Source organism: Pseudomonas sp. NPDC008258 (assembly GCF_042956345.1).
In the GTDB taxonomy this organism is placed as follows: Bacteria; Pseudomonadota; Gammaproteobacteria; order Pseudomonadales; family Pseudomonadaceae; genus Aquipseudomonas.
Genome location: NZ_JBIBGE010000005.1, coordinates 39,708 through 64,146 on the forward strand (window position 1 = coordinate 39,708; position 24,439 = coordinate 64,146).

The following is a 24,439-nucleotide window of genomic DNA, read 5'->3' on the forward strand; positions in this document are numbered from 1 at the left end:
CTCGACCCTCCCGCCCTCAACTCACCCCGCTCCCAGTCATCCACATTGCGCCAACACAGTGCTGACTTTCTTCATTGGGAAAACCTGGAGCCGTAAAAAAGCCCTGTGATGCGATCCGGCTCGGGCGCAACACAGGGCTTCATTACAGAGTGACAACCTTAATCGTTAACGGTGTCTTTGAGCATCACACCCGCAACAACGCCGTCAAGGACATCGGCGTGCTTTGGGATGTCGAAGTGCCCGGCATCGACGGCAACATGCAACATGCTGCCAGCTACCCGCACCCGATCACCTCGGTCCCCCGCCCACCAGCACGATGCGGCAACACGCGTGTCAGGCAACGAAACCATCTGTTGCGACAGCAACTTGAGCCTCATGGCCACCACGAAAGTCTGTGCCAACTCCCCGCTACTAATGCCGGAGTAAACCGACTGAGAGGGGTATGCCAGGCGCATATCGTCGATCAGCACTTCCAGTGCTGCCCTGTCGGTATCGGCGGCAACCGATGGCAAGGCATGCTGCTGCGCCGGTGTTCCCAGCATCACACCAAGGAAGGCGTGCAGGTCATCGCTCCAGTCTGGCGCAGGTACAGCAGGCTCGTCGACCGGTATGAAGCTGTCGATCAAGCCCAACAACGCCACCTGTTGCCCCTGGTTTTCCAACTCTCTCGCCACCAGGATCGCCAGAGTGCCACCCAGCGACCAGCCGACCAGGTGGTAGGGCCCGCACGGCTGCTTCTGGCGTATGTATTGAGCGTAATCAATAGCCATGGACTGTATCGAATCATCTACCCAGTTTTGATCGAGCAACATACGGCATTGCAAGCCATAGACTGTACAACGCCCCTCCAGGCGGCGAGCCAGCGGCTCATAATCGAACACCGTGCCAAAACCGGCGTGCAGGCAAAACAACGGTGTTGTATGGGCAACCCTGCTGTTGAGCAGCAGAAGCGGGTCCAGGCTTGCCTCATTCGCGGCATACCCGGACAATTCGCCAATGGTCGGGCGGGTAATCACATCACGTAGTTTCAACTCGACAGGCAGTTGCCGGGCGCGTACGTTTGACAACATCTTCAGTACCCGCAACGAGTCGCCACCCAGCTCGAAGAAGTTGTCTTCGACGCTCACACGCTCCACCTCAAGTACCTCCTGCCAGATCTCGACCAAAGCCTGTTCAACCGCGTTACGTGCAGCCACATGTTCGCGCTGCCCGACAAACTCGGGCGCAGGCAGTGCCTGCCGGTCGATCTTGCCATTGGGTGTAAGTGGTAATGTCGGCAACAGCACAAGTTGCGCGGGCACCATATAGTCCGGCAAGTCCCCACGCAGTGCATCACGCAACTGCTGCGCGCTGGCATCAGCCCCCCCGGTCACCACGTAGCCAATCAACTGTTTACCGGTAGCCACTTCACGCGCCACGACGACAGCGTCACGAACGCCAGGCAAATTGCGCAAGCGTGCTTCGATTTCACCGGGTTCGATACGGAAACCACGGATTTTCAACTGATTGTCCAGGCGCCCTATAAAGTCGATGATGCCATTGGCACGGCGTCGCACCCGATCGCCTGTTCGATAAAGTCGCCCACCCCGGCCGAATGGATCCGCAACAAAACGCTCGGCGGTCAGTGCCGCACGCTGGTGATAACCCCGTGCCACGCCATGCCCACCGATGTAGAGCTCCCCCGCCACCCCATCCGGGAGCGGGTTGAGGTCGTGATCGAGCACGTGCAAGGTACGCGATCCGACCCGATCGCCAATTGGCGCATAAACAGCTTCGCAAGCCTCATGCCCAGGCACCTTCCACAATAGCGGAGTCACTACTGTCTCCGTGGGGCCGTAACCGTTGGTGAGCCATTGCGGGCGTAGTACGCGCTTGACCTGCTCAAACAGGGCATCCGGTACGGCATCCCCACCAAAACAATACACCCTCACGGCCGGCGCGGGTTGCTGCTGGCTCTCGGCAAACTCGGCCAGTTGCTGCAGGTATGCAGGCGGGAAACAGGCAACATCGATGCGTTGACGATGCAGCGTGTGCCAGGTTTCCTCCGCAGTCCACAATCGGTTGTCGCGCACAACCAGGCAACCGCCAACAGATAGCGTGGTCAGCCAGCGTTCCTGTGCCCCATCGAAGGCAAATGACATGAACAGGAGTTCCCGGGTTGTCTGGTCCATTTCATACAGCCCGGCAATCGCCTGGCAATGCATGCGAATTTGTTCATGACTGACCGCTACCCCCTTGGGCTTACCCGTGGAGCCGGACGTGTAGATCAGATAGGCCAGATTGTCCCGGCTCATCTGCACAGCGGGAGCGGCCGCAGGCAAATGCTCGAAACACGCCCTGTCCAGCTCGACACAGCACTCAACCTGCGCAAAGCGCTGACGAAGGCCACTGCTGGTGATCAGCAGGTGCATGGCGGCGTCTTCTACAATCCATTGCAACCGCTCCTGAGGGTAATCGACGTCCAGTGGTACATAGGCCGCGCCGGTCTTCATCACCGCCAGGAACGCCACAATGACGTCCACCGAACGTTCCAGGGCAATGCCTACACAGCTCTCAGGGCGCACCCCTGAGGAAATCAGGTGATGTGCCAATTGGTTGGCACGCTCGTTCAACACGCCATAGGTCAACTGCCGCTCGCCACAAATGACAGCCATGGCATCCGGCCGCTCGACAGCATGCCTGGTGATCTGCTCGCAAAGCAGCGGTTCGCAAATCGCGGATGCCTCAAGCCGATTGCGTAAGCGTACATGCTCGGCCTCAGCCGTCGTCAGCATGTTCAGGCTACCAAGCATCGCATCAGGATTTTCCAGCATCGCAGCAAGCAGGCTTTCAAAACTGCCGCGCAATGTTTCAGTGGCTGTTTCGGTAAATCGGCTGCGCAAATACATGAACTCAACCTGCAGGGTCGCGCCCAGTTCCACGGCCAAGTCCATGGCATAGTTGGTGACGCCACGGGCACTCACGTCGCCGAACTGCAATGTGGCATCGTTGCCTTGCTGCAGGCGCTCATCGACCGGGAAGTTCTCGAACACCACGATGCTATCGAACAACGGCTGCCCTGGTCGCCCGGCCCAACGCTGCACATTGGCCAACGCGGCGTGTTCATGATCACGCAACTCCAGGTTGCAAGACTGCAATTGATGCAACCATTCACTTACCCGCTGTGTCGCGGTTGGGGCTTGTACTACCGGTAACGTGTTGATGAACAAGCCCAGCATTTCGTCTGCCCCCTGCAGGCCGGCTGGGCGCCCGGCCACCGTCGCGCCAAAGCAAACGGTGGGTTGCCCGGTATAACGCTGCAACAGCAGCAACCATGCCCCCTGGATCAACGTATTCGGCGTGATCCGCATACGTTGGGCTTGCTCGCGCAATCTACCGGTTTGCTGGCTATCCCAGCGCAAGTACAACGCAGCATGCCCTTCTTCGTTACCTTGAGGACGCGGGGTTATCGCATCTGCCAGCAAGGTGGGGGTTTCAAGTGAGCGAAGCTTGGCGCTCCAGAAATGCTCCAAGGTATCCTGAGGCTGTTCGGTCAGCCAACGGATGTAACCGCCGAACTGTGCAACAGGGCTGTCGACAGCGTCCCCATGATAGGTTTGCAACACTTCACCCAGCAGCCGGGAATCGCTCCAGCCATCCATAAGAATATGGTGTCGCGTCCAGATAAGGTGCAGTTGACCATTGGCAAGACGCACCAATGTCATTCGCATCAAAGGCGCGCAACCCAGGTCAAAACCCTTCATCGCATCTTCTTCAGCCAACGCCTTCAACGCCTGCCGGTTAACCTCATGTGCCCGCCAGTCGAGTACTCGCAAAGGCAATGTCGCCCGGCGTGATACGACCTGCAAAGGCTCTTTCAACTGGGCCGCAGACCAGAACCCGGTGCGCAGGATGTCGTGGCGTGCAATCACTTGCCGCCATGCTTCAGCGAAACGCTCGATATCCAGGCCTTCGACCGAAACGGCAGTCTGGTTGATGTACAAGCCAGCCTCTGCCCCCTGCAAGGTGTAGAACAGCATGCCTTGCTGCATCGGTGACAAAGGGTAGATTTCTGCGACCTGCGCCACGTCAACCGGCAGGCTGTCCAATTGCGACTGGCTCAGCTTGGCCAGAGGGAAGTCCGAAGGCACCACGGCCAGGTGCGCTGAATCACAGCAGTGGCTGACAATTGCCTTCAACACATCGACGTACTGCTCGGCCAACTGTTGGACAAGCGACGGCTCATAGGCCGAACTGTTGAATGTCCAGTTCAGCAACAGCTGACCATCGGCCACCTCACTGTCCACCACCAGATCATGGGTTGGCCTGGCAAAGTTCAATGATACCTTGCCAAATACCCCATACTCCTGATCGAACGACTTCGGCCAGTCACGGTGGTTAAACAACACGTTACCTTGCAGTAAGCGCTCCAATGCCGTTGAACACTCCCCGTCCTCGTGCACATGCAGCACGGCGTCATCGGGTACCGACCGCAATTGCTCTTTGATGACTTTGAAAGCACTTTGCAGCTCGCCGTGCGGGCTCACTTTCACGGGTTGGAAAATGCTGAAACAACCTGCTGCACGGCTCACGTCCAGATTGCAGACAGCCCCTTCGCGAAGGCTGCCCTGCCGGCTCAACACGATGTCAGCCTGGTCTGTGAGGCTGCCAATAACCCGTGCCAAGGTAATCAGCAGCACCTCACTCATGCGGGTATGGCTGGAGGCCAAGGCCTGGTCCAGCAGCATGCCCGTCCAATGTCGATCCAGCTTCATGCGGATGCGTTGCGACAAGCTCGCTCGCGCATCCCCCATCGCCCTACGAGGTAGCACCTTGCAGGTCCCGGGCAACTGCGCTTGCCATTCATCGCGATGCCCCTGCGCACGTGCGCCATCAGCTTGCAAGTGCTGCGCCCAAGCCTTGAACGATGCTCCCTGGCCAGGCTGCAGCAAAGGCGCCCCGTTTGCCAGGCAATCGTAAAGGGACTGCAGGTCTTGCAGCAGTATGTGCCAGGAGTTGTCATCGATCGCTACTGGATGACCGGCAATCAACAGGTGCTGACTGCCGTCTGGCAATCTGCCCAAGGCGGCACGCATCAAGATGCCACGTGCTGGATCAATATCGCACTTCAGCTCTTCGGCAAGCTGCTCCAGTGCCGAGCTATCGGTAACTTCACGCGTATGGAGCAGAGCGGTTGGCACATCGCCAAATGCTGCTCGCCACTCACCCTCAACGACTTCAAAGCGCAGTCTCAATACATCATGGCGTTCATGGAGCGCATGCAATGCAGCGTTGAGATAGCCCGTATCCAATGCTTGCGCCGGTGCCAGCCTGGCCAGGGAAACTGCCTCAGGTGCCCGCGCAACGCTGCCCAGAATCGCCCACTGGGCGGGTGTCAACACCAGGCTGCCTGCTAGCGGCTCCTGCTCCTGAGCGTTGTGGTGTTTGCTTTCGGCGACAGCTGCCACACCTTGAACAGTTTGCTGCTCGAATAGCGCTTTCGGGCTGAAGTGAATGCCTGCCTGGCGTGCTCGGCTTACCACTTGCAAGGAAATGATCGAGTCACCACCCAACTCGAAGAAGTTGTCCAGCAGGCCGACTTGATCAAGTTTCAGTACACTGGCCCAGATCGCTGCTATCTGTCGTTCAAGTTCAGTTTTCGGCTCGATGTACTCGCCTTGCAGCACATTCGCGTCGGGCTGCGGAAGAGCCCTGCGATCCAGCTTGCCGTTCGGCGTCAAGGGGAAGCCAGCGAGGAATAGCATGTGTGCCGGGATCATGTAATCCGGCAGTTGATTCTTCAAGTCACTTCGTATCTGCTCGCGTAGCACAGCCTGAGAGGCTGCACTGTCCAGCACCTGCTCTTCGACCGGTATCAAATACGCGACCAGCTGATTACCTGATACACCCGGCTGCGTAATCACCAACGCCGTACGCACAGCATCCTGTGCCTGCAAACCGGCCTCGATTTCACCCAGTTCAATCCGGAAACCCCGTACCTTCACTTGATGGTCTATACGGCCCGCATACTCCACCACGCCATCTGGACGGAAGCGTGCCAGATCGCCGGTGCGGTAGAGGCGCTGCCCCCCAACAGGATCGAACGGGTCCGGGATGAAGCGTTCAGCAGTGAGCTGTGCTTTACGGAAATAGCCACGTGCCAGAGCAGCCCCGCCGATGTACAGCTCACCACAAACACCTTGAGGTACCGGGCCCAAGCCCGTGTCGAGAATATGAATGCGAGTGTCTGGCAGCACCCGACCGATTTCCACATCACCTTGCCGCTGACTCAGGCGCCCGGAATGGGTGGCATTGATGGTCGCCTCGACTGGGCCATAGCGGTTGTGGATTGCAACATGGGGCAAGCACTGCAACGCCTGGTTCAGCAACTCGGGTGGCAATGCCTCTCCCCCACTGAACAAACGCTTCAGGGACTGACACTCGCCAACACCTTCGGCCTCGATGAAACCTCGCAGCATCGAGGGAATGAAATGCAATGTCGTCACGGCATGCTGGCGTATCAGGTCAATCAGCAGGTAGGGGTCGCGTTGATCCCCTTGACGCGCAAGTAGCACCTTGGCCCCACAAGTCAATGGCCAAAGCAGCTCCCACACAGACACATCGAAACTGAACGAGGTCTTCTGCAAGATCACATCGTCCTGGTCCAGCGCATAGGTATCCTGCATCCAGCGTAAACGCCCAGACAAAGCCTGGTGATGAATACCTGCACCTTTTGGCTTGCCCGTAGACCCCGAGGTATACATCACATAGGCCAGGTTTTGCGGCGAGACCTGGCAAGGCAGATTCGGCACTGGAGCCTGCTGTGCTGCGGCCAGAAGGTCTACCGGCAGGCATTGGACGTGGTCAGGCACAGTGAAACCGTGCGCCATCTGATGATTGACCAGCAGAAGGGTCACCCCACTGTCGTCCAGCATGTACGCCAGGCGATCTTGTGGGTACTCAGGGTCCAGCGGCACGTAGGCCCCCCCAACCTTCAAGATGGCCAGCAAGCCGATCACCAGCTCGGCACTTCGCTCCATTGCAATGCCAACCAGAGTCTCTGGCCCGACGCCACGCTCACGCAAATGCAAGGCAAGCTGGTTGGCGCGCTGATTCAGTTCGTCGTAGCTCAGTGTCTGTTCAGCGAAGATGACGGCGGTCGCTTGTGGTGTAAGCGCAACCTGGGCCTCAATCTGTTGAATGACAGTCTGCCCGGCGGGGTAATCGGTAGCGCTCCTGCCCCAGTCATTGAGCGTCACGTGCATCTGGGAACTACCCAGCAACTGCAGGTCGCCCACCGCCGAGTCGGCATTCTGGATCATCGCAAGCAGCAGGTTCTGGAGGTAGCCGGCAATGCTGTTCACGTGCTCATCAGACCAACATCCAAGGTCGTAGCCATACTTGATCGACAGTTTGTTGCCCATTACCACAGCCAGTGTCAGAGGGTAATTGGTCTGTTCGCGATTGATCACCTCGCCGAAGTTCAACCCGCCTGGAGCCGCTTGCTTGAGTGCCTGTGATACCGGATAGTTTTCAAACACCAACAGGCTGTCGAACAGTGCCTCACCGCCAAGGCCAGCCCAGCGTTGCACCTCAAACAGCGGCGTATGCTCGAATTCGCGAAGCGCCAGATTGCAGGACTGCACTTGCTCAAGCCATTGAGCGACACTTTGTTCACTGCGTGGCGCACCCACCACCGGCAAGGTATTGATGAACAGGCCTATCTGCTCTTCGACCCCTGGTAAATCCGCAGGGCGCCCGGCCACCGTAGCACCAAAACAGACAGTTGCCTGGCCGGTGACACGCTGAAGCAGCAAAAGCCACGCTGACTGCACCAGCGTATTCACGGTGACCCGGTTGGCACGCGCGAACGCCTCGATGCGCCGGGTTTGCTCAAGGTCAAACAGTTGATACTGCTCAGCATGGCCGGAGACGCTGTCGCCCTCATTACCACGGTGGGCAATGGAAGAGGCCAGACGGGTAGGCTCCTCCAGTGCAGCCAGTTGCCCCCTCCAGAAGACTTCGGCAGCCGCGCTGTCCTGGCGTTTGAGCCAGGCAATGTAATCCCGGTAATGAGCCCCTTGCGATGCCATCTGCTGCCCGCCATAGCGCTGCAGCACTTCGCCAAGCAATCGAGAAGTGCTCCAGCCATCCATCAGGATATGGTGGTTGGTGTAGATCAGGTGATGGCGGTTTGCGCCGCTTCGTACAAGTACCAGGCGCACCAACGGTGCATCAGCCAGTTCAAACCCGCGGTGACGCTCAGCCTCAGCCAGTGCCTGCAATGACTGGTCCACGAACGGTTCTGCGCTCCAGTCATGCTCGCTGAATGCCGGCTCGACCGTTTTGTGCACCACTTGCACCGCCTGCTCCAGCTCATCTATCCAGACAAAACCGGTCCGCATGATGTCATGGGCAGCCAGCACATCCAGCCATGCCTGTTTGAAACGCTGGGTATCAAGGTTGTCGACATCAACCCGCATCTGGTTGATGTAGTTGCCGCTCCCCTCCTCGTACAGGCTGTGGAACAGCATGCCTTGTTGCATAGGTGAAAGCGGATAGACATCAGCAATCTGTGCAGCGGCTACAGGCAGGTTGTCCAACTGGGTCTGGGTCAGCCCGGCCAGTGGAAAGTCCGACGGGGTGACCCCGTGACTTTGCGCTTGACAGCAGTGTTCAATCAACGCCTTCAGTTCTTGTGCAAAGGCATCAGCCAGGCGCTGAACGGTAGATGGCTTGTAACGTTCACGACTAAAGCTCCAGTTGAGCTTCAACTCGCCGGCAAAGACCTGGCCATTGATGGCTAGCTGAGTGCTCAAAGGTGTAGCGTCATCATGGCCCTGGCCGGTGCTTTCCTGCGCCGGAACCAACAAACCTGTTGCCGTATCGAAACTGCTGTCGAACTGGCCCAGATAGTTGAAGACAACCTCGCCTGCAGGGAGCTGCGCAAGTACCTGGCGAGCCTCTTCGTCTCCCAGGTAACGCAATACGCCATAACCAATCCCTTTGTTGGGGACAGCACGCAGCTGTTCCTTGATGGTCTTGATCGAGTCCGCCCACTGTGCCTGCGGGCTAAGCTTCACAGGGAACATGCTGGTGAACCAGCCTACAGTGCGGGTCAGATCGATGCCATCGAACAAGTCCTCGCGACCGTGCCCTTCCAGGCGCACGAGTACCTGCGCCTCACCCGTCCAGCGCCCGATCACTCGCGCCAGCGCGGTCAGTAGCAGGTCGTTGATCTGGGTGCGGTAGGCTGCAGGGGCGTCATGCAGTAGCTTGTGCGTCCATTGTTCATCCAGGCAAGTTGCCACAGAGGTGGCATGGCGCTCCAGGTTGGCACCTTGCGGGTTATCACACGGCAATGCATCGTCAACGCCCCCCAACTGGGCCTGCCAGTACGCCAGTTCTTGTTGCAACGCGGACCCCGTTGCATAGTTTTGCAGTTGTTCTGCCCAGACCTTGAATGCGCTGGTCTTGGCCGGCAGCTGCGGCGTTCGACCAGCAGCCAGTGCGTGGTATGCCTGCTGCAAATCCTCGAGCAGCACACGCCACGAAACACCGTCCACCACCAAGTGATGAATGACCAGTTGCAAGCGCTGGGTACCATCAGCCAGGTCGCCCAGAACCGCCCGTAGCAGAGGGCCATGCTCCAGGTTCAAACTGCGCTGGGCTTGCTCAGCCACCTGCTCCAGTGCCTCGACATGGGCAACCGTATGGCGCCACAGTACTTCTTGTTGCGAAGCAACGAACACGGCTTGCCAGGCGCCTTCCACCTGGTTGAAGCGCAGGCGCAGGGCATCATGATGTTCGATTACGCACTGCAATGCCGCTCGCAAATGGCCTTCATCAAGTCTCTCGTTGCCGCTCAGCAGCACCGACTGGTTCCAGTGATGGCGCGCGACGATATCTGACTCGAAGAACCACTGCTGGATCGGCGTCAGCGGCATGCTGCCCTCTACCCGCCCCTGGTCGATTGCGGTACCGCTCTCACGCCGGGCAACCGCCGCCAAGCCTTGCACAGTCTGGTGCTGGAACAGCTCCTTGGGCGTGAACTGAATATCCAGCTGACGCGCGCGGCTGACCACCTGCAGCGACATGATCGAGTCGCCGCCCAGCTCGAAGAAGTTATCGGCAAGGCCGACCTTTTCCAGTTTCAGTACGTCAGCCCAGATGGCTGCGATCTGCTGTTCCAGTTCGCTTTGCGGGGCAACATATTCACCCTGCAGCAAGCTGGCGTCCGGCGCCGGCAAGGCTTTGCGATCGAGCTTGCCGTTACCGGTCAGTGGCAGTTGCTCAAGGAACAGCAGGTGCGCCGGCACCATATGCTCAGGCAGGCTGGCCTTCAGTTCGCCACGCAGGTTGTCACGCAGTCGTGCCTGCTGTTCAGCGCCTTGCAGCACACCGGTATCGGCAGGCACCACATAACCCACCAACTGCTTGCCACTGTCACCATCCACCGCCAGTACCGCCACCTGGCGTACAGCAGGCTGTTCGAGCAGGCGCGCCTCGATCTCGCCCAGTTCGATACGGAAACCGCGAATCTTCACCTGGTGGTCGATGCGCCCGATGTACTCGATAACGCCGTCGCTGCGGTAACGCGCAAGGTCGCCTGAGCGGTACAGGCGGCCGCCATTGTCATCGAACGGGTTCGGAACGAAGCGCTCGGCAGTCAGCCCTGGGCGGCCATGGTAGCCGCGTGCCAGGCCTGCCTGGCCAATCAGCATTTCCCCCGTGCAGCCCGGCAGGATCGGGTTCAAGGCGGCGTCGAGCAAGTACCACGACAGGTCGGGAATCACCTCGCCGATCGGGCTGCTGGCGCCGCTGCGCAGGTCATCAAGGGTGATAGGCCGGTAGGTAACGTGCACGGTGGTTTCGGTAATGCCGTACATGTTGATCATGCGCGGCTGGCGGTCGCCAAACGCCTCGAACCAAGGCTTGAGGCTGCTGACCTCCAGGGCTTCACCGCCAAACACCACGTAGCGCAGGGCCAGTTGCCGACCCGCCCCGGCTGCCTCGCAGGCAACCGGGATCAGCGGTTTGAACGCGGAGGGCGTCTGGTTGAGCACGGTAACCTGCTCGCGCACCAGCAGTGCATGGAAGTCTTCACTGGAGCGCGCCACATCCTTGGGCACGATGACCGCCTTGCCGCCATACAGCAACGCGCCATACAGCTCCCACACCGAGAAATCGAAAGCGTAGGAGTGGAACACGGTCCAGACATCACTGGCATCGAAGTGGAACCAGTGCCGGGTGGCGGCAAACAGGCGCACCACGTTGCGGTGCGGCAGCAGCGTACCCTTGGGCTTGCCAGTAGAGCCCGAGGTGTAGATGACATACGCTAGGTTATCCGGGCCCACCTGGCAAGCGGGGTTGGCCTCGCTGTAGCCGGCCAATCCAGCTTCGTCGTCGAGCATAAGGGTATGTACACCCGCTGGCACCGGCAGCCCGTTACGCAGGTGCTGCTGGGTCAGCAACAGGCGAATGCCGCTGTCCTCGAACATGTAGCCAAGGCGGTCTTGCGGATACTCAGGGTCGAGCGGCACATAGGCAGCACCGGCCTTGAGAATGGCCAGCAGGCCAATGACCATTTCCAGGCCGCGCTCCACGGCCAGGCCGACCAGTACATCCGGCCCGGCGCCCAGTTCGATCAGCCTGTGCGCCAACGGGTTGGCCCGGCAGTTGAGTTCGGCATAGCTCAGGGTCTGCTCGCCGAACACCAGCGCCACGGCGTCCGGCGCGGCCTCCACCTGGGCTTCGATCAATTGGTGAAGCGTCTGCTCTACCGGGCAATGGGTTAGCGCCGGGTTCCAGGCCTGCACGATCTGCTGCTGCACCTGCTGGCCGATCAGCGGCAACTCGGCGACTCGCTGCCCTGGCTGGCGGACAATGGCCTCAAGCAGGCTTACCCAGTGCTGTGCCATTTGCTCGATGGTCGCGGCATCAAACAGGTCAGTGGCATAGCTCAAGGCGGCGCCAAGGCTGTGCTCGTATTCGAAGGTGTCGAGGGTAAGGTCGAACTTGGCCGTGTCATGGTCCCAGCTCAACCCCGCCACCTGCAGCCCTTGCACGCTGCGCTGCTTGCCCTTGGCCTGCATCTGGTGGTTGTACAGCACCTGGAACAGCGGGCTATGGCTAAGGCTACGCTCCGGCTGCAAGGCGTCCACCAGTTGCTCGAAAGGCAGATCCTGGTGGCTTTGCGCACCCAGCACACGCTGCTTGACCTGCTCCAGCAGTTGGCTGAAGGTCATCTGCAGGTCGAACTCGGCGCGCAGTACCTGGGTATTGACGAAAAAGCCGATCAGCCGCTCGGTTTCCACCCGGTTACGGTTGGCTACCGGTACCCCAACACGGATGTCCGACTGCCCGGAGTAGCGATGCAGCAAGGTCTGGAAACTGGCCAGCAACAGCATGAACAGGGTCGCGCCCTGGCGCTGGGCCAATTGCTTGAGTGAATGCACCAGCGCCTCCGGAAGCCGCACCTCGTGCCTTGCACCTCGATGGCTATTGGTGGCTGCGCGTGGCCGGTCGGTTGGCAACTCGAGTACCGGTTGATCATCACCTAGCTGCGCCTTCCAGTACGCCAGTTGCCGTTCCTGCTCACCGGCTTCCATCCACTGGCGCTGCCAGATCGCGTAGTCGGCATACTGTACCGGCAGCGCCGGCAACTGCACGTCTTCGCCTTGGCTGTAACCTGCATATAGCTGCATCAGTTCGTCGATCATCAACGGCATCGACCAGCCATCAGACACAATGTGGTGCATCGTCACCACCAGCACATGCTCGTCCTGTGCCAGGCGCAACAGTTTGACCCGCAGTAGCGGCCCCTGCTGCAGATCGAACGGCCGCCGTGCCTCGGCCTCCACCTGCTCCAGTACGGCGTGCTCATCAGCGCCTTGCAATGCCTGGGCTTGCAGCATCAACGGGTATTTGGGGTGGATGACCTGGACGGTGTCCTGCCCTTGCTCACTGAAGGTGGTGCGCAGGGTTTCGTGGCGGGCGATCAGCGCATCGAAACTGCGCTGCAATGCTTCGACATCCAGACAGCCTTGCAGGCGCAAGGCGGCTGGAATGTTGTAGGTAGGCGCGGCGGGGTCCAGTTGCCAGAGAAACCACTGCCGCTGCTGGGCATAGGAAAGCGGTACTGCACCTCCAGGCTCTCGCTTGAAGATCGGGGTGACTCCATAAAGGTTCACCCCCTGCTGCTTGAGCAAGGCGGCCAAGGCCTGGCGCTCTTTGGTGGATAGTAGCTTTACAGACTCAAGCAGCTCTTGCACAGTAAAAATCTCCTAAGAAACCAGCTTTTCAATTTCCTCCGTAGATAGACGTTTCAAGGCCTCCAGGGATTTAGCCAGTTCGCTCTGCAGCGGGTCTGCCTGTGGCGAGAGCTGCTCCAGCTGCGCGCAGTAATCGCCCAGCACGGGGTTTTCGAACAACGCTTTCAGGCTCACCGCCAGCCCCACCTGCTCCTGGATGCGGCTGGTTACCTGGGTGGCGATCAACGAGTGGCCGCCGAGGAAGAAGAAGTTGTCGTTCAGGCCAACCCGATCGATTTTCAGCACATCGGCCCAGATTTCTGCCACCTGCTGTTGCAATGGCGTAGTCGGCGCGACATGACTTGCTTCCAGCGGAGCCTGGTCTGGACGCGGCAGCGCTTTGCGGTCCAGCTTGCCGTTGGGCGTGAGCGGAAACCTGTCGAGCAGTACCAGCGAAGATGGCACCATGTATTCGGGCAGGTTCTTGCGCAGGGCCGCCCGCAAGTGCTCCTGCAGGGCCGACTGCGCAGCGGTGTCTCCCATGACACCGGCATCGGCCGGTACGACATAGGCCACCAGATACTGGCCACCGGCCCCGTCAACGGCGACGACCACCGCTTCCCGCACGGCTTCTTGCTGCAGGCGCACTTCGATCTCACCCAGCTCGATGCGGAAACCGCGCACCTTCACCTGATGGTCCACCCGGCCGACATACTCCAGCACACCGTCAAGACGATAGCGGGCCAGGTCGCCGGTCCGGTAGATACGCCCACCCTGCTCATCGAACGGGTTCGGGATGAAGCGTTCGGCGCTGAGCCCCGGGCGCTTCAGGTAGCCGCGGGCCAGGCCGGCACCTGCCAGATACAACTCGCCGACCGCCCCCACCGGAACAGGTTGCAGGCTGCCGCTCAGTACATAGGCCGCACTGTTGTCCAAGGGCCGCCCGATATTGGCCTTGCCGCCGGCCGCCCTCAGCGTGCAGGTGGAATAGGTGGTGTCTTCGGACGGGCCATACAGGTCGTACACATCGCTCACGTGCTCCAAGCGGTACAGGTCGTCGACAATCGACTGTTTCAGCGCTTCGCCACACAGGTTGATGGTTTTCACCGATGGCGGAATGCTGCCGCTTTCGCCCAGCTGCTTGATGGCCGAGGGCACGGTGTTGATCAGCCGCACCCGGTCCCTGGCTGCCAGCAGCGGCAGCTCCAGGGCGTTGGCAGCCAGCACCGCATAACCACCGGCCGACAAGGTGACAAACAGCTCCCATACCGACAGGTCGAAGCAGATAGAAGTGGAGAACAGCACACCGCACAGGTCTGCCTGGCTGTAAACCGACAGCGACCAGCCGATCAGTGCCGCCACGCTGCGATGTTCGATCTGCACGCCCTTGGGTTTGCCCGTGGAGCCAGAGGTGTAGATGCAATAGATGAGGTTGCGGGCGCTGGTCACGCAAGCCAGGTCGGTGTCCGGGTAGCCTTCCAGCGCCAACTGGTCGATCAACAACGTGCGCGACTGGAACTGCCCGGGCATGCGTGAGACAAGGCTGGTTTCCGACAACAGCAGGATCGCCTGGCTGTCTTCGAGCATGTACTCCAGGCGGTCCTGCGGGTATTCCGGGTCCAGCGGCACGTAGGCACCGCCGGCCTTGAGAATGGCCAACAGGCCGACCACCAGTTCCTGGCTGCGCTGCATTGCAATGCCCACCAGCACATCCGGGCCGACACCCTGCTCGCGCAGTTTGTGGGCCAACCGGTTGGCGCGGCGGTTGAGCTCGCCATAGCTCAGCGCCTGCTCGCCAACGATCAGCGCCGGGGCTTCAGGGGTCTTCTTCACCTGCGCCTCGAACAACTGATGAACGCTGTGTTCATCCGGGAAGCTGGCCTGGGTCGCGTTCCAGCCACTGACGATCTGCTGCTGCTCGGCCGCATCCAGCAAGGCAAGGTCGGCAATACGCTGGTCAGGCTGGCGGATGATGGCGCTCAGCAAATTCTGCCAGTGCCGGACCAGGGTCTTTACTGTAGCGCTATCGAAAAGATCGGTGGCGTATATCAGCGCCGCGCCGATACCCGCCTCGTGCTCGAACGTTTCCAGGGTCAGGTCGAACTTGGCCGTGTGGTTGTCCCAGGCCACGGCGTCTACCTGCAGGCCCGGCAAGCTGCGCTGCTCGCCCCGGGCCTGGGTCTGGTGGTTGTACATCACCTGGAACAGCGGGCTGTGGTTCAGGCTGCGCTCTGGCTGCAGGGCCTCTACCAGTTGCTCGAACGGCAGGTCCTGGTGGGCCTGGGCCTCGACGACCCGCTGCTTGACCTGGCCAAGGAAGTCGCTGAAGGTCATCTGTATGTCAAACTCGGCACGCAGCACCTGGGTGTTGACAAACAGCCCTACCAGGCGCTCGGTTTCCACACGATTCCGGTTGGCCACCGGCACACCGACACGAATATCAGACTGCCCCGAATAACGGTGCAACAGGATCTGGAAACTGGCCAGCAGCAGCATGAACGGGGTCACGCCCTGTTGCTGGGCGAACTGCTTGAGCGCTTGCGCCTGCTGCTGGTCCAGGTCGATGGCCAGGCGCTCGCCCTTGAGGCTGCTGACTGTTGGCCGCGGGCGGTCGGTCGGCAACTCCAGCACCGGGGCCTCGCCCCCCAGTTGCGCGCGCCAGTACGCCAGTTGCCGCGCCTGTTCACCGGCCTCCATCCAGCTGCGCTGCCAGATGGCATAGTCGGCATACTGGATGGGCAGCGTTGGCAACTGCGCATCGCCGCCTTCGCGGTAAGCCGCGTACAGGTGCACCAGTTCTTCCACCATCAACGGCATCGACCAGCCGTCGGCGATGATGTGGTGCAGCACCAACACCAGAACGTGCTCTTGTGCATCCAGCTCCAGCAGCTTGACCCGCAGCAGCGGGCCAGCCTCAAGGTCGAAGCCCAGACTGGCCTCGTGCTCCACCTGCTGGCGCAAGGCCTGTTCGCCCGTACCGTTCAATCGTTCATGGGCCACGGCCAATGGCGGGGCTGCATGAACCACCTGCACCACCCGCTCACCTTGTTGGCTGAAGGTGGTACGCAGCGCGTCGTGCCTGGCCAGCAACGTGTCAAAGGCCCGTTGAAGCGCCGGTCGGTCCAGCTCGCCCTTGAAGCGCAGGGCCGAAGAGATGTTGTACACCGCACTGTCCGGGTCCAGCTTCCACAGGAACCACTGGCGTTGCTGGGCGTATGAAAGGGGCAACTGTTCGAACTCGCCGCGCGTCTGTGGAATCGGCAACTGCGCCAGGCTGCTGCCCTTGGACGCCAGCTTGTCCAGGAACAGCTTGCGCTGCTCCAGCGGCAGTCGAATGAAGCGGTGAACCAGGTCGGTGTTGCGGTTATCGGTGCTCATATCAAACTGCCTCAAGCTCATTCATGAAGTCGTGGAACTCGTCCAGGTCTGCCGAGCGGTCAGTGCGGGTTGCGCTGACGGCGGCGGCGTAGTCGCGTAGGTTGTCGGTCTGGAACAACAAGGCCAGTGGCGTCTCGGCGCCCAGGTCCAGCTGCAACCGCGCCACCGCTTGCGTGGCCAGCAAGGAATGCCCACCCAGCGCGAAGAAGTTGTCGCTCAGGCCAACCCTCTCCAGCTTCAGCACATCCGCCCAGATCGCCGCGATCTGCTGCTCCAGCTCGCTTTGCGGGGCGATGTACTCGCCCTGCAACTGGCTGGCATCCGGCTGCGGCAGGGCCTTGCGGTCCAGCTTGCCGTTTGGCGTTACCGGCAGCTTGTCGAGCACCAGCAGGTGCGCAGGCACCATGTAGTCCGGCAGGCCGGCCTTCAGCGTCTCACGCAGGCTGTCGCGCAGTGCGCCTTCATCCTGCGTGCTGTCGGCAGGCACCACGTAGCCCACCAACTGCTTGCCGCTCGGCCCGTCCTGCGCCAGCACCACCGCTTCCTGCACGCTCGGCAGCTCCAGCAGGCGCGCTTCGATCTCGCCCAGTTCGATGCGAAGGCCGCGGATCTTCACCTGGTGGTCGATACGCCCGGCGTAATCGATCACGCCGTCGGCGCGGTAGCGCGCCAGGTCGCCGGTGCGGTACAGGCGACCACCGTTGTCGCTGAACGGGTCCGGTACAAAGCGTTCGGCAGTCAGCGCTGGGCGCTGGTGGTAACCGCGAGCCAGGCCGACGCCACCGAGGTACAGCTCGCCGGCACTGCCGCGCACGGCCGGTTGCAGGCTGCCTTCCAGGATGTGCGTCTTCAGGTTGTCGATCGGCTGGCCAATCGGCACGCTGATGCTTTCGTCCGGCTGGCAGGTCCAGTGGGTAACGTCGATGGCCGCCTCGGTCGGGCCGTACAGGTTGTACAGGCCCGCGGCCGGCAGGCGTTGCAGGGTCTGACGTGCCAGCTCGGCCGACAGCGCCTCACCGCTGCACACCACGCGCTTGAGGCTTGTGCAGCTCTCGACCGCTTCATGGGTCATGAACGCCTGCAACATCGACGGCACAAAGTGCAGCGTGCTGATGCCATGCTGGGTGATGGTTTCCACCAGCAGCTGCGGGTCGCGGTGGGCGCCGGGCTGAGCCACGACCAAACGCGCGCCGGTCATCAGCGGCCAGAAGAACTCCCACACCGACACGTCGAAGCTGAACGGGGTTTTCTGCAACACGCTGTCGCTGGCGTCCAGGCCATACGCCTTCTGCATCCACCACAGGCGGTTGACCAGTGCCTGGTGGCTGTTGCCGGCGCCTTTCGGGCGGCCGGTGGAGCCGGAGGTGTAGATCACGTAGGCCAGGTTCAGCGGTGCCACGTCGATGTTCGGGTTGGCGTCGCTGAAACCGCTAAGGTCTTCGACATCCAGGTCCAGGCTGCGCAGGCCGGCCGGGATCGGCAGGCTGTCGCGCAGGTGCGACTGGGTCAGCAGCAAGGCGATGCCGCTGTCTTCGAACATGTAGGCCAGGCGGTCCTGCGGGTATTCCGGGTCCAGCGGCACGTAGGCGCTGCCGGCCTTGACGATACCCAGCAGGCCAATGACCATTTCCAGGCTGCGCTCCATGGCGATGCCCACCAGCGCATCCGGGCCAACGCCCAGCTCGCGCAGCTTGTGCGCCAGCTGGTTGGCACGGCGGTTGAGCGCGGCGTAGCTCAGGGTCTGCTCACCGAACACCAGCGCCGGGGCGTCCGGGGTGGCGAATACCTGGGCTTCGATCAGCTGATGAATACTGCGCACGTCCGGGTATGCCGCCTGGGTGTGGTTCCAGCCTTCGACCATCAACTGCTGTTCAGGCTGGGCCAGCATCGGCAAATCACCGACCACTGCATCGGCGCTTTCCACCAGCGCCCGCAGCAGGTTGGCAAAGTAGCCCGCCAGGCGGCCGATGGTTTCATCGTTCCATAGCGCACGGTCATGGCTGTATTGCATCGACAGGGTCGTGCCCAGTTCCACCACCAGGGTCAGCGGGTAGTTGGTCTGCTCCTGTACGGCCACCTCGCCAAAGCGCAGGCCACCGGGGGCGCCTTGTTGCAGCGCCTCGGCCACCGGGTAGTTCTCGAATACCAGGATGCTGTCGAACAGCGCGTCACCGCCCTGCCCCGCCCAGCGCTGCACGTCGTACAGCGGCGTGTGCTCGAACTCGCGCACGGCCAGGTTGCCGGCCTGTACCTGGCCGATCCACTCGGCCACGGTCTGCTCGGCACGCGGTGCGCCGATTACCGGCAGGGTGTTGATGAACAGGCCGATCTGCTCTTCCACACCGGGCAGGTCGGCCGGGCGGCCGGCGACGGTGGCGCCGAAGCACACGCTGGCCTGGCCGGTGCAACGCTGCAACAGCAGCAACCAGGCCGATTGCACCAAGGTGTTGACCGTGACCCGGTTGGCCCGGGCGAAGGTTTCGATGCGCGCAGTCTGCTCGCGGTCGAAGGCCAGGCGATGGTCACCGTAGCCCGTGCCGGCGATGCCTGCGCTGCCGGCAATGGCCTGGGCCAGCCGGGTCGGCTCGTCCAGGGTGGCGAGCTGAGCCTTCCAGAAGGCTTCGGCCACCGCCGCGTCCTGGCCTTGCAGCCAGCCGATGTAGTCACGGTAATGCGTGGCCTGCGCCTGAGGCGCCACACCGGCATAGCGTTGCAGCACTTCACCCAGCAGGCGCGAGGTGCTCCAGCCGTCCATGAGGATATGGTGGTTGGTGTAGATCAACTGGTGGCTGTCGTCAGCCGTACGCACCAGCACCAGGCGCAGCAGCGGTGCAGCGGCCAGGTCGAAGCCGCGTTGGCGCTCGCCCTCGGCCAAGGCCTGCAAGGCCTGCTCCAGCGCCGGCTGGCCGCGCCAGTCGTGCTCGATGAACGGCAACTCGACAGCCTTGCGCACCACTTGCACGGCCTGATCCAGCTCGCCCTGCATGAGGAAGCCGGTACGCAGGATGTCATGAGCATCGAGCGTAGCCTGCCAGGCGTTCTTGAAGCGCAGCACATCCAGCCCGTGCACATCCACGCGCAGCTGGTTGATGTAGTTGCCGGCCTGCTGGTCGTACAGGGTGTGGAACAGCATGCCCTGCTGCATGGGCGACAGCGGGTACACATCGGCGATCTGCCCGGCGTTTAGCGGCAGGCTGTCCAGTTGTGGCTGGGTCAGTGCGGCCAGCGGGAAGTCCGACGGCGTCACACCCTGGTGCCGAGCGTCGCAGCAGTGCTCTACCAGCTCCGTCAGGGCCTGCTCGTAGGCGCGGGCCAGGTGTTCGATGGTGGCCGGGTGGTGAACGTCGGCGCTGAAGGTCCACTCCAGGAACAGTTCACCGCCGTACACCTGGCCGGTGATGCTCAGCCAGTTCCCCAACTGCGCACCGGCACATTGGGTGCGACCTGCCGCTTCACCACTTGGCACGAACAGTGCGCTGGCCTCGCCACCGAAGCTTGCGTCGAACTGGCCGAGGTAGTTGAAGGTGACGCGGGCCTGGCCGGCGCCCGCCAGTTGCTGACGCGCTTCGGCTGTACCGAGGTAACGCAACAGGCCGTAGCCGATGCCTTTGTCCGGCACCCCGCGCAACTGCTCCTTAACCGCCTTGATCGACTGGCCCAGATCGTGACCTGGGGTGAGGCGCACCGGGAACAGGCTGGTGAACCAGCCCACGGTGCGGCTGAGGTCGAGGTCGTCGAACAGGTCTTCACGGCCATGGCCTTCCAGTTGCACCAGTACGTTGTCCTGTGCGCTCCACTGGCACAGGGTGCGTGCCAGCGCAGTCAGCAGCAGGTCGTTGATCTGTGTACGGTAGGCGGCCGGTGCCTGCTTCAGCAATTTGGCGGTGCGTTCGGCATCCAGCCGCGTGGCGGCGGTGCGGGCATGGCTGTTGTCCAGGCTGCCCTGTGGGTTGTCACGCGGCAGCTCGGCATGGTCGCCGGCCAGCACCTGCTGCCAGTAGCCTTGCTGCGCTTGCAGGGCAGGGCTACTGGCGTGGGCGGCCAGGCGCTCGGCCCAGGCTTTCACCGGGCTGGTCTTGGCAGGCAGGCTGATGGCCTGGCCGTTGAGTACCTGCTGGTACGCGGCTTGCAGGTCTTCGAGCAGTACCCGCCACGACACACCATCCACCACCAGGTGGTGAACCACCAGCAGCAGGCGCTGCTGGCCATCGGCGAAGTCGAACAGTTCGGCGCGCAGCAGCGGGCCGAGCGCCAGGTCGAGGCCGGCTTGCACCTCGTTGCCGGCAACGTCGAGTTCGTCCAGCGTGGCCAGCTTGCGCTGGCGCACCAGCGGCGCATTGTCCAGTGGCTGGAAGCGGGCTTGCCACTGGCCGTTGCCCTGGATGAAACGCAGGCGCAGGGCATCGTGCTGCTCAACCACTGCGCGCAGGGCTGCTTCCAGTTGCGGCACCTGTACCGGGTCGGCCGGCTTGAGCAATACAGACTGGTTCCAGTGCGCAGGCTGTGCGATATCCATTTCGAAGAAACGCACCTGGGCTGGCAGCAGCGCGGCCTCGCCACTGATGGCGGTGTCCACCGCTGCCGCTGCGGCCACCTGCTGCCTGGCCTCGATGCGCTTGGCCACCAGGGCCAGCTGGGCGATGGTCTGTTGCTCGAACAGTTGCTTGGGGGTGATCTTGATGCCCTGGCGCTTGGCCCGGGCGATGATTTGCAGGCTGAGGATCGAGTCGCCGCCCAGCTCGAAGAAGTTGTCGCTGCTGCCGACCTGCTCCAACTTCAGTACATCGGCCCAGACAGCGGCCAGCTTCTCCTCGATTTCGCCTTCCGGCGCCACGTAGCCACGGCTGACGGCACCCGGTGCCGGCAGTACACGCTTGTCGAGCTTGCCGTTGGCGGTCAGTGGCAGGCGCTCCAGCAACAGCATCTGTGCCGGCACCATGTAGTCTGGCAGGCGTGCTTGCAGTTGCGCCTGCAACTGCTGCACGGTCACGCCGCCATCGGCCACGGCGTAGGCCACCAGTTGCAGGCGTTCGGCATCGCCTTCCAGCGGCAGTGCCAGCACCACGGCGTCGTTGACACCCGGCAAGCCTGCCAATACCCGGCCAACTTCACCCGGCTCTACCCGGTAACCGCGGATTTTCACCTGGTCGTCAGCGCGGCCGACGAACTCGACCAGGCCATCTGCGGTCAGGCGGGCGCGGTCACCGGTGCGGTACAGGCGGGTGCCGCCTTCGGCGGGCACAAAGCGCTCGGCGGTCAGCGCTGGCTGCCCCAGGTAGCCCTGGGCAACCCCTCGCCCGCCCAGGTACAGATCACCGGCAACCTGCGCCGCCAGCGGGTTGAGGTAACCATCCAGCACCTGCGCACAGGCATTGCCCAGCGGGCGGCCTACCGGCACTGTGCGGCAGCCAGGTACAGGCTGCCCGGGTTCGAAGGTGAGCACGCCAACCGTGGTTTCGGTCGGGCCATAGTGGTTGATTACCCGGCAGCCCGGGCGCAATTCGCGGACCTTTTCCAGCAGCCCCCAGCTGCACGCCTCGCCCCCCAGGACCAGCACCTCGGCAGGCAGCACATCGGCGGCGCGGGCTGCTTGCAGCAAGCCTTGCAAGTGGCTCGGCACCAGCTTCAGCACACCCACCTGGTGTTGCGCCATGTAGCTGGCGAAACCATCCGGGTCGAACGCCAGTTCCTGCGGCAGCAGGTGCAGCAAGCGGCCGGACGCCAGGGCGCCGAACAGCACGGTATGGCCCAGGTCGGCTGCGGGGGTGGATACCATCGCCATACTGGCTGCGGCCGGCAGTTGCAGGCGCTCCAGCACGGCCTGGGTGTAGCTGGCCAGCGCGCCGTGGCTGACCACCACACCTTTCGGTTGGCCGGTCGAGCCGGAAGTGTAGATCAGGTAAGCCGGCTGCTCAGGCGCGATGGCCACCTCGACTGGGCTGTCGCTACAGGCTGCCCAGGCGGTGTGCTCGCAGGCAATCACCTGCACGCCTTGCAGGTTGGCGAAACGCTCATCACCGGGCTCGTGCAGCAGCACTGTGGCACCACTGTCGGCAATCAGTTGTTGCAAGCGCTCCTGGGGTTGCTGGGCGTCCAGTGGCAGGTAGGCCGCGCCGGTCTTGAGCACGGCCAGCAAGGCGCTGACCCACTCGATGGAACGCGGCAGGCACAGGGCGACGATGTTGCCCGCACCAACCCCACGCTGGCGCAGGTAATCGGCCAGGCGGTTGGACGCCGCCTCAAGCCCGGCCTGGGTCATGAACCGCTCACCCGCGCGCACGCCGCCATGGGCCTGGCCCTGGGCCATGGCCTGGCGCCACAACGCAAGGATGTCGCCGTGCGGATAAGACTGCACGGCAGCCGGCAGCGCGGCCACCCCCTCTGGGCAGTCGACGATTACCTGCTGCGGGTCGCGGGTCAACGCGCCCAGCACCTGGCGCAGCGAGCCGGCCATGCGCTCGATGGTGGCTTGCTCGAACAGGTCGGTGGCGTAGGTGAAGTAGCCTTCGATGCCATCGGCCTTGTCAGAGAAGTCGAACGCCAGGTCAAAGCGGGCATCGCCGCCGTCACGGGCAAAGCCTTCCACCTCCAGCGCACCCAGGCGCTTGCGCCCGGTGTCGCTGGCGGCCACGTGCTGGTTGATCTTGAACTGGAACAGCGGGTTGTGGGCCAGGTTGCGCTCAGGCAGCAAAGCATCCACCAGGTGTTCGAACGGTATCTCCTGGTGCGACTGCGCGCCGCCGATCACGTCCTTGACCTGCTCCAGCAGCGCGGCGAAGGTGGCGCGCTCGTCAACCTGCACACGCAACACCTGGGTGTTGATGAAGAAGCCGATCAGGCCTTCCAGCTCCTTGCGGTTGCGCCCGGCATTCGGCGCACCGATACGGATGTCGGCCTGGCCGCTGTAGCGCGACAGCACCACCGCCATGGCCGCCAGCACCAGCACGAACAGCGTGTGGCCGCCCTTGCGCGCCTGGTTGCGCAGGGCTTCGGCCTGTTCGCCGGCAATGTCCACGCGCACCACCGCGCCGCGCTGGCTGGGTGTGGCCGGGCGCTCGAAATCCAGCGGCAGGCTCAGCACCGGTTGCTCATCGCCCAGTTGCGTGCGCCAGTAGGCCAGTTGCCGCTCTGCTTCCCCGGCTTCAAGCCAGGCGCGCTGCCAGATGGCGTAATCAGCGTACTGGATCGGCAAGGCCGGCAGCTGCGCTTGACGGCCTTCGGCCAGGGCGGTGTATAGCTGGATGAACTCCTGCACCAGCACATCGCTGGACCAGCCGTCAGAGATGATGTGGTGCATGCTCAGCACCAGCACGTGCTCTTCGTCCGTTACGCGCAGCAGGGCCACCCGCAGCAGCGGCCCGGTCAGCAGGTCGAACGGTTGCTTGAGGGCAGCGTCCACCGCCACGCTCAAAGCCCCCTCGTCGGGTGGGCTGTCGAACGTCACCAGCTCCAGCGGCAGCGGGCAGTGCTCGAGGATCTCCTGGTGGAACGCGCCCTCATCCGATGCAAAGCGCGTGCGCAGCGACTCGTGCCGTTGCACCAGCGCATCCAGCGCCTGTTGCAGCACCGCCTGGTCCAGCGCGCCCTTCAGGCGCACCGCCATCGGCACGTTGTAGGCCGGGCTGTCGGGCTCCAGCTGCCAGAGGAACAGCAGGCGCTGGTGGGCATACGACAGGGGGATGTGCGCCAGGCCCTGGCGTGCGGGCACGATGGGCAGCAGGCGGAAGCTCTGGCCGCTGGCCTGCATCTTTTCCAGGATTTGCTGGCGCTGCTCCAGCGGAAGGCCGACGAAACGTTGGGCAATGCGTTGTGCTGCAGTGAGTTCCATG

General features: G+C 62.4%; 3 protein-coding genes. All 3 read right to left on the reverse strand.

Features of this window, described 5'->3' with window-relative positions; all coding sequences use genetic code 11:
• Nucleotides 1-158: 158 nt before the first annotated feature.
• Genes ACFY9W_RS05370 through ACFY9W_RS05380 form a run of 3 tightly spaced genes read right to left on the reverse strand, consistent with a single transcriptional unit; the run spans nt 159 to nt 24,438 of the window.
• A complete protein-coding gene (locus ACFY9W_RS05370) occupies nt 159-13,253 on the reverse strand; it encodes a non-ribosomal peptide synthase/polyketide synthase (protein WP_391126783.1) in 13,095 nt (4,364 codons plus the stop codon).
• Between the two features lie 12 nt (nt 13,254-13,265).
• Entirely contained in the window at nt 13,266-16,610 is a 3,345-nt protein-coding gene (locus ACFY9W_RS05375; RefSeq protein ID WP_391126786.1) for an amino acid adenylation domain-containing protein, read from the reverse strand.
• Between the two features lies 1 nt (nt 16,611).
• Nucleotides 16,612-24,438 carry an amino acid adenylation domain-containing protein gene (locus ACFY9W_RS05380; protein ID WP_391126789.1) on the reverse strand — a complete coding sequence of 2,609 codons (7,827 nt, stop codon included), beginning with the start codon at nt 24,436-24,438 and terminating at the stop codon, nt 16,612-16,614.
• Nucleotide 24,439: the final 1 nt, after the last annotated feature.

Bases quoted from the DNA above. Each gene is read 5' to 3' on its own strand.
- ACFY9W_RS05375 (WP_391126786.1), bottom strand. From the start codon at position 16,610: ATGAGCACCGATAACCGCAACACCGACCTGGTTCACCGCTTCATTCGA.
- ACFY9W_RS05380 (WP_391126789.1), bottom strand. From the start codon at position 24,438: ATGGAACTCACTGCAGCACAACGCATTGCCCAACGTTTCGTCGGCCTT.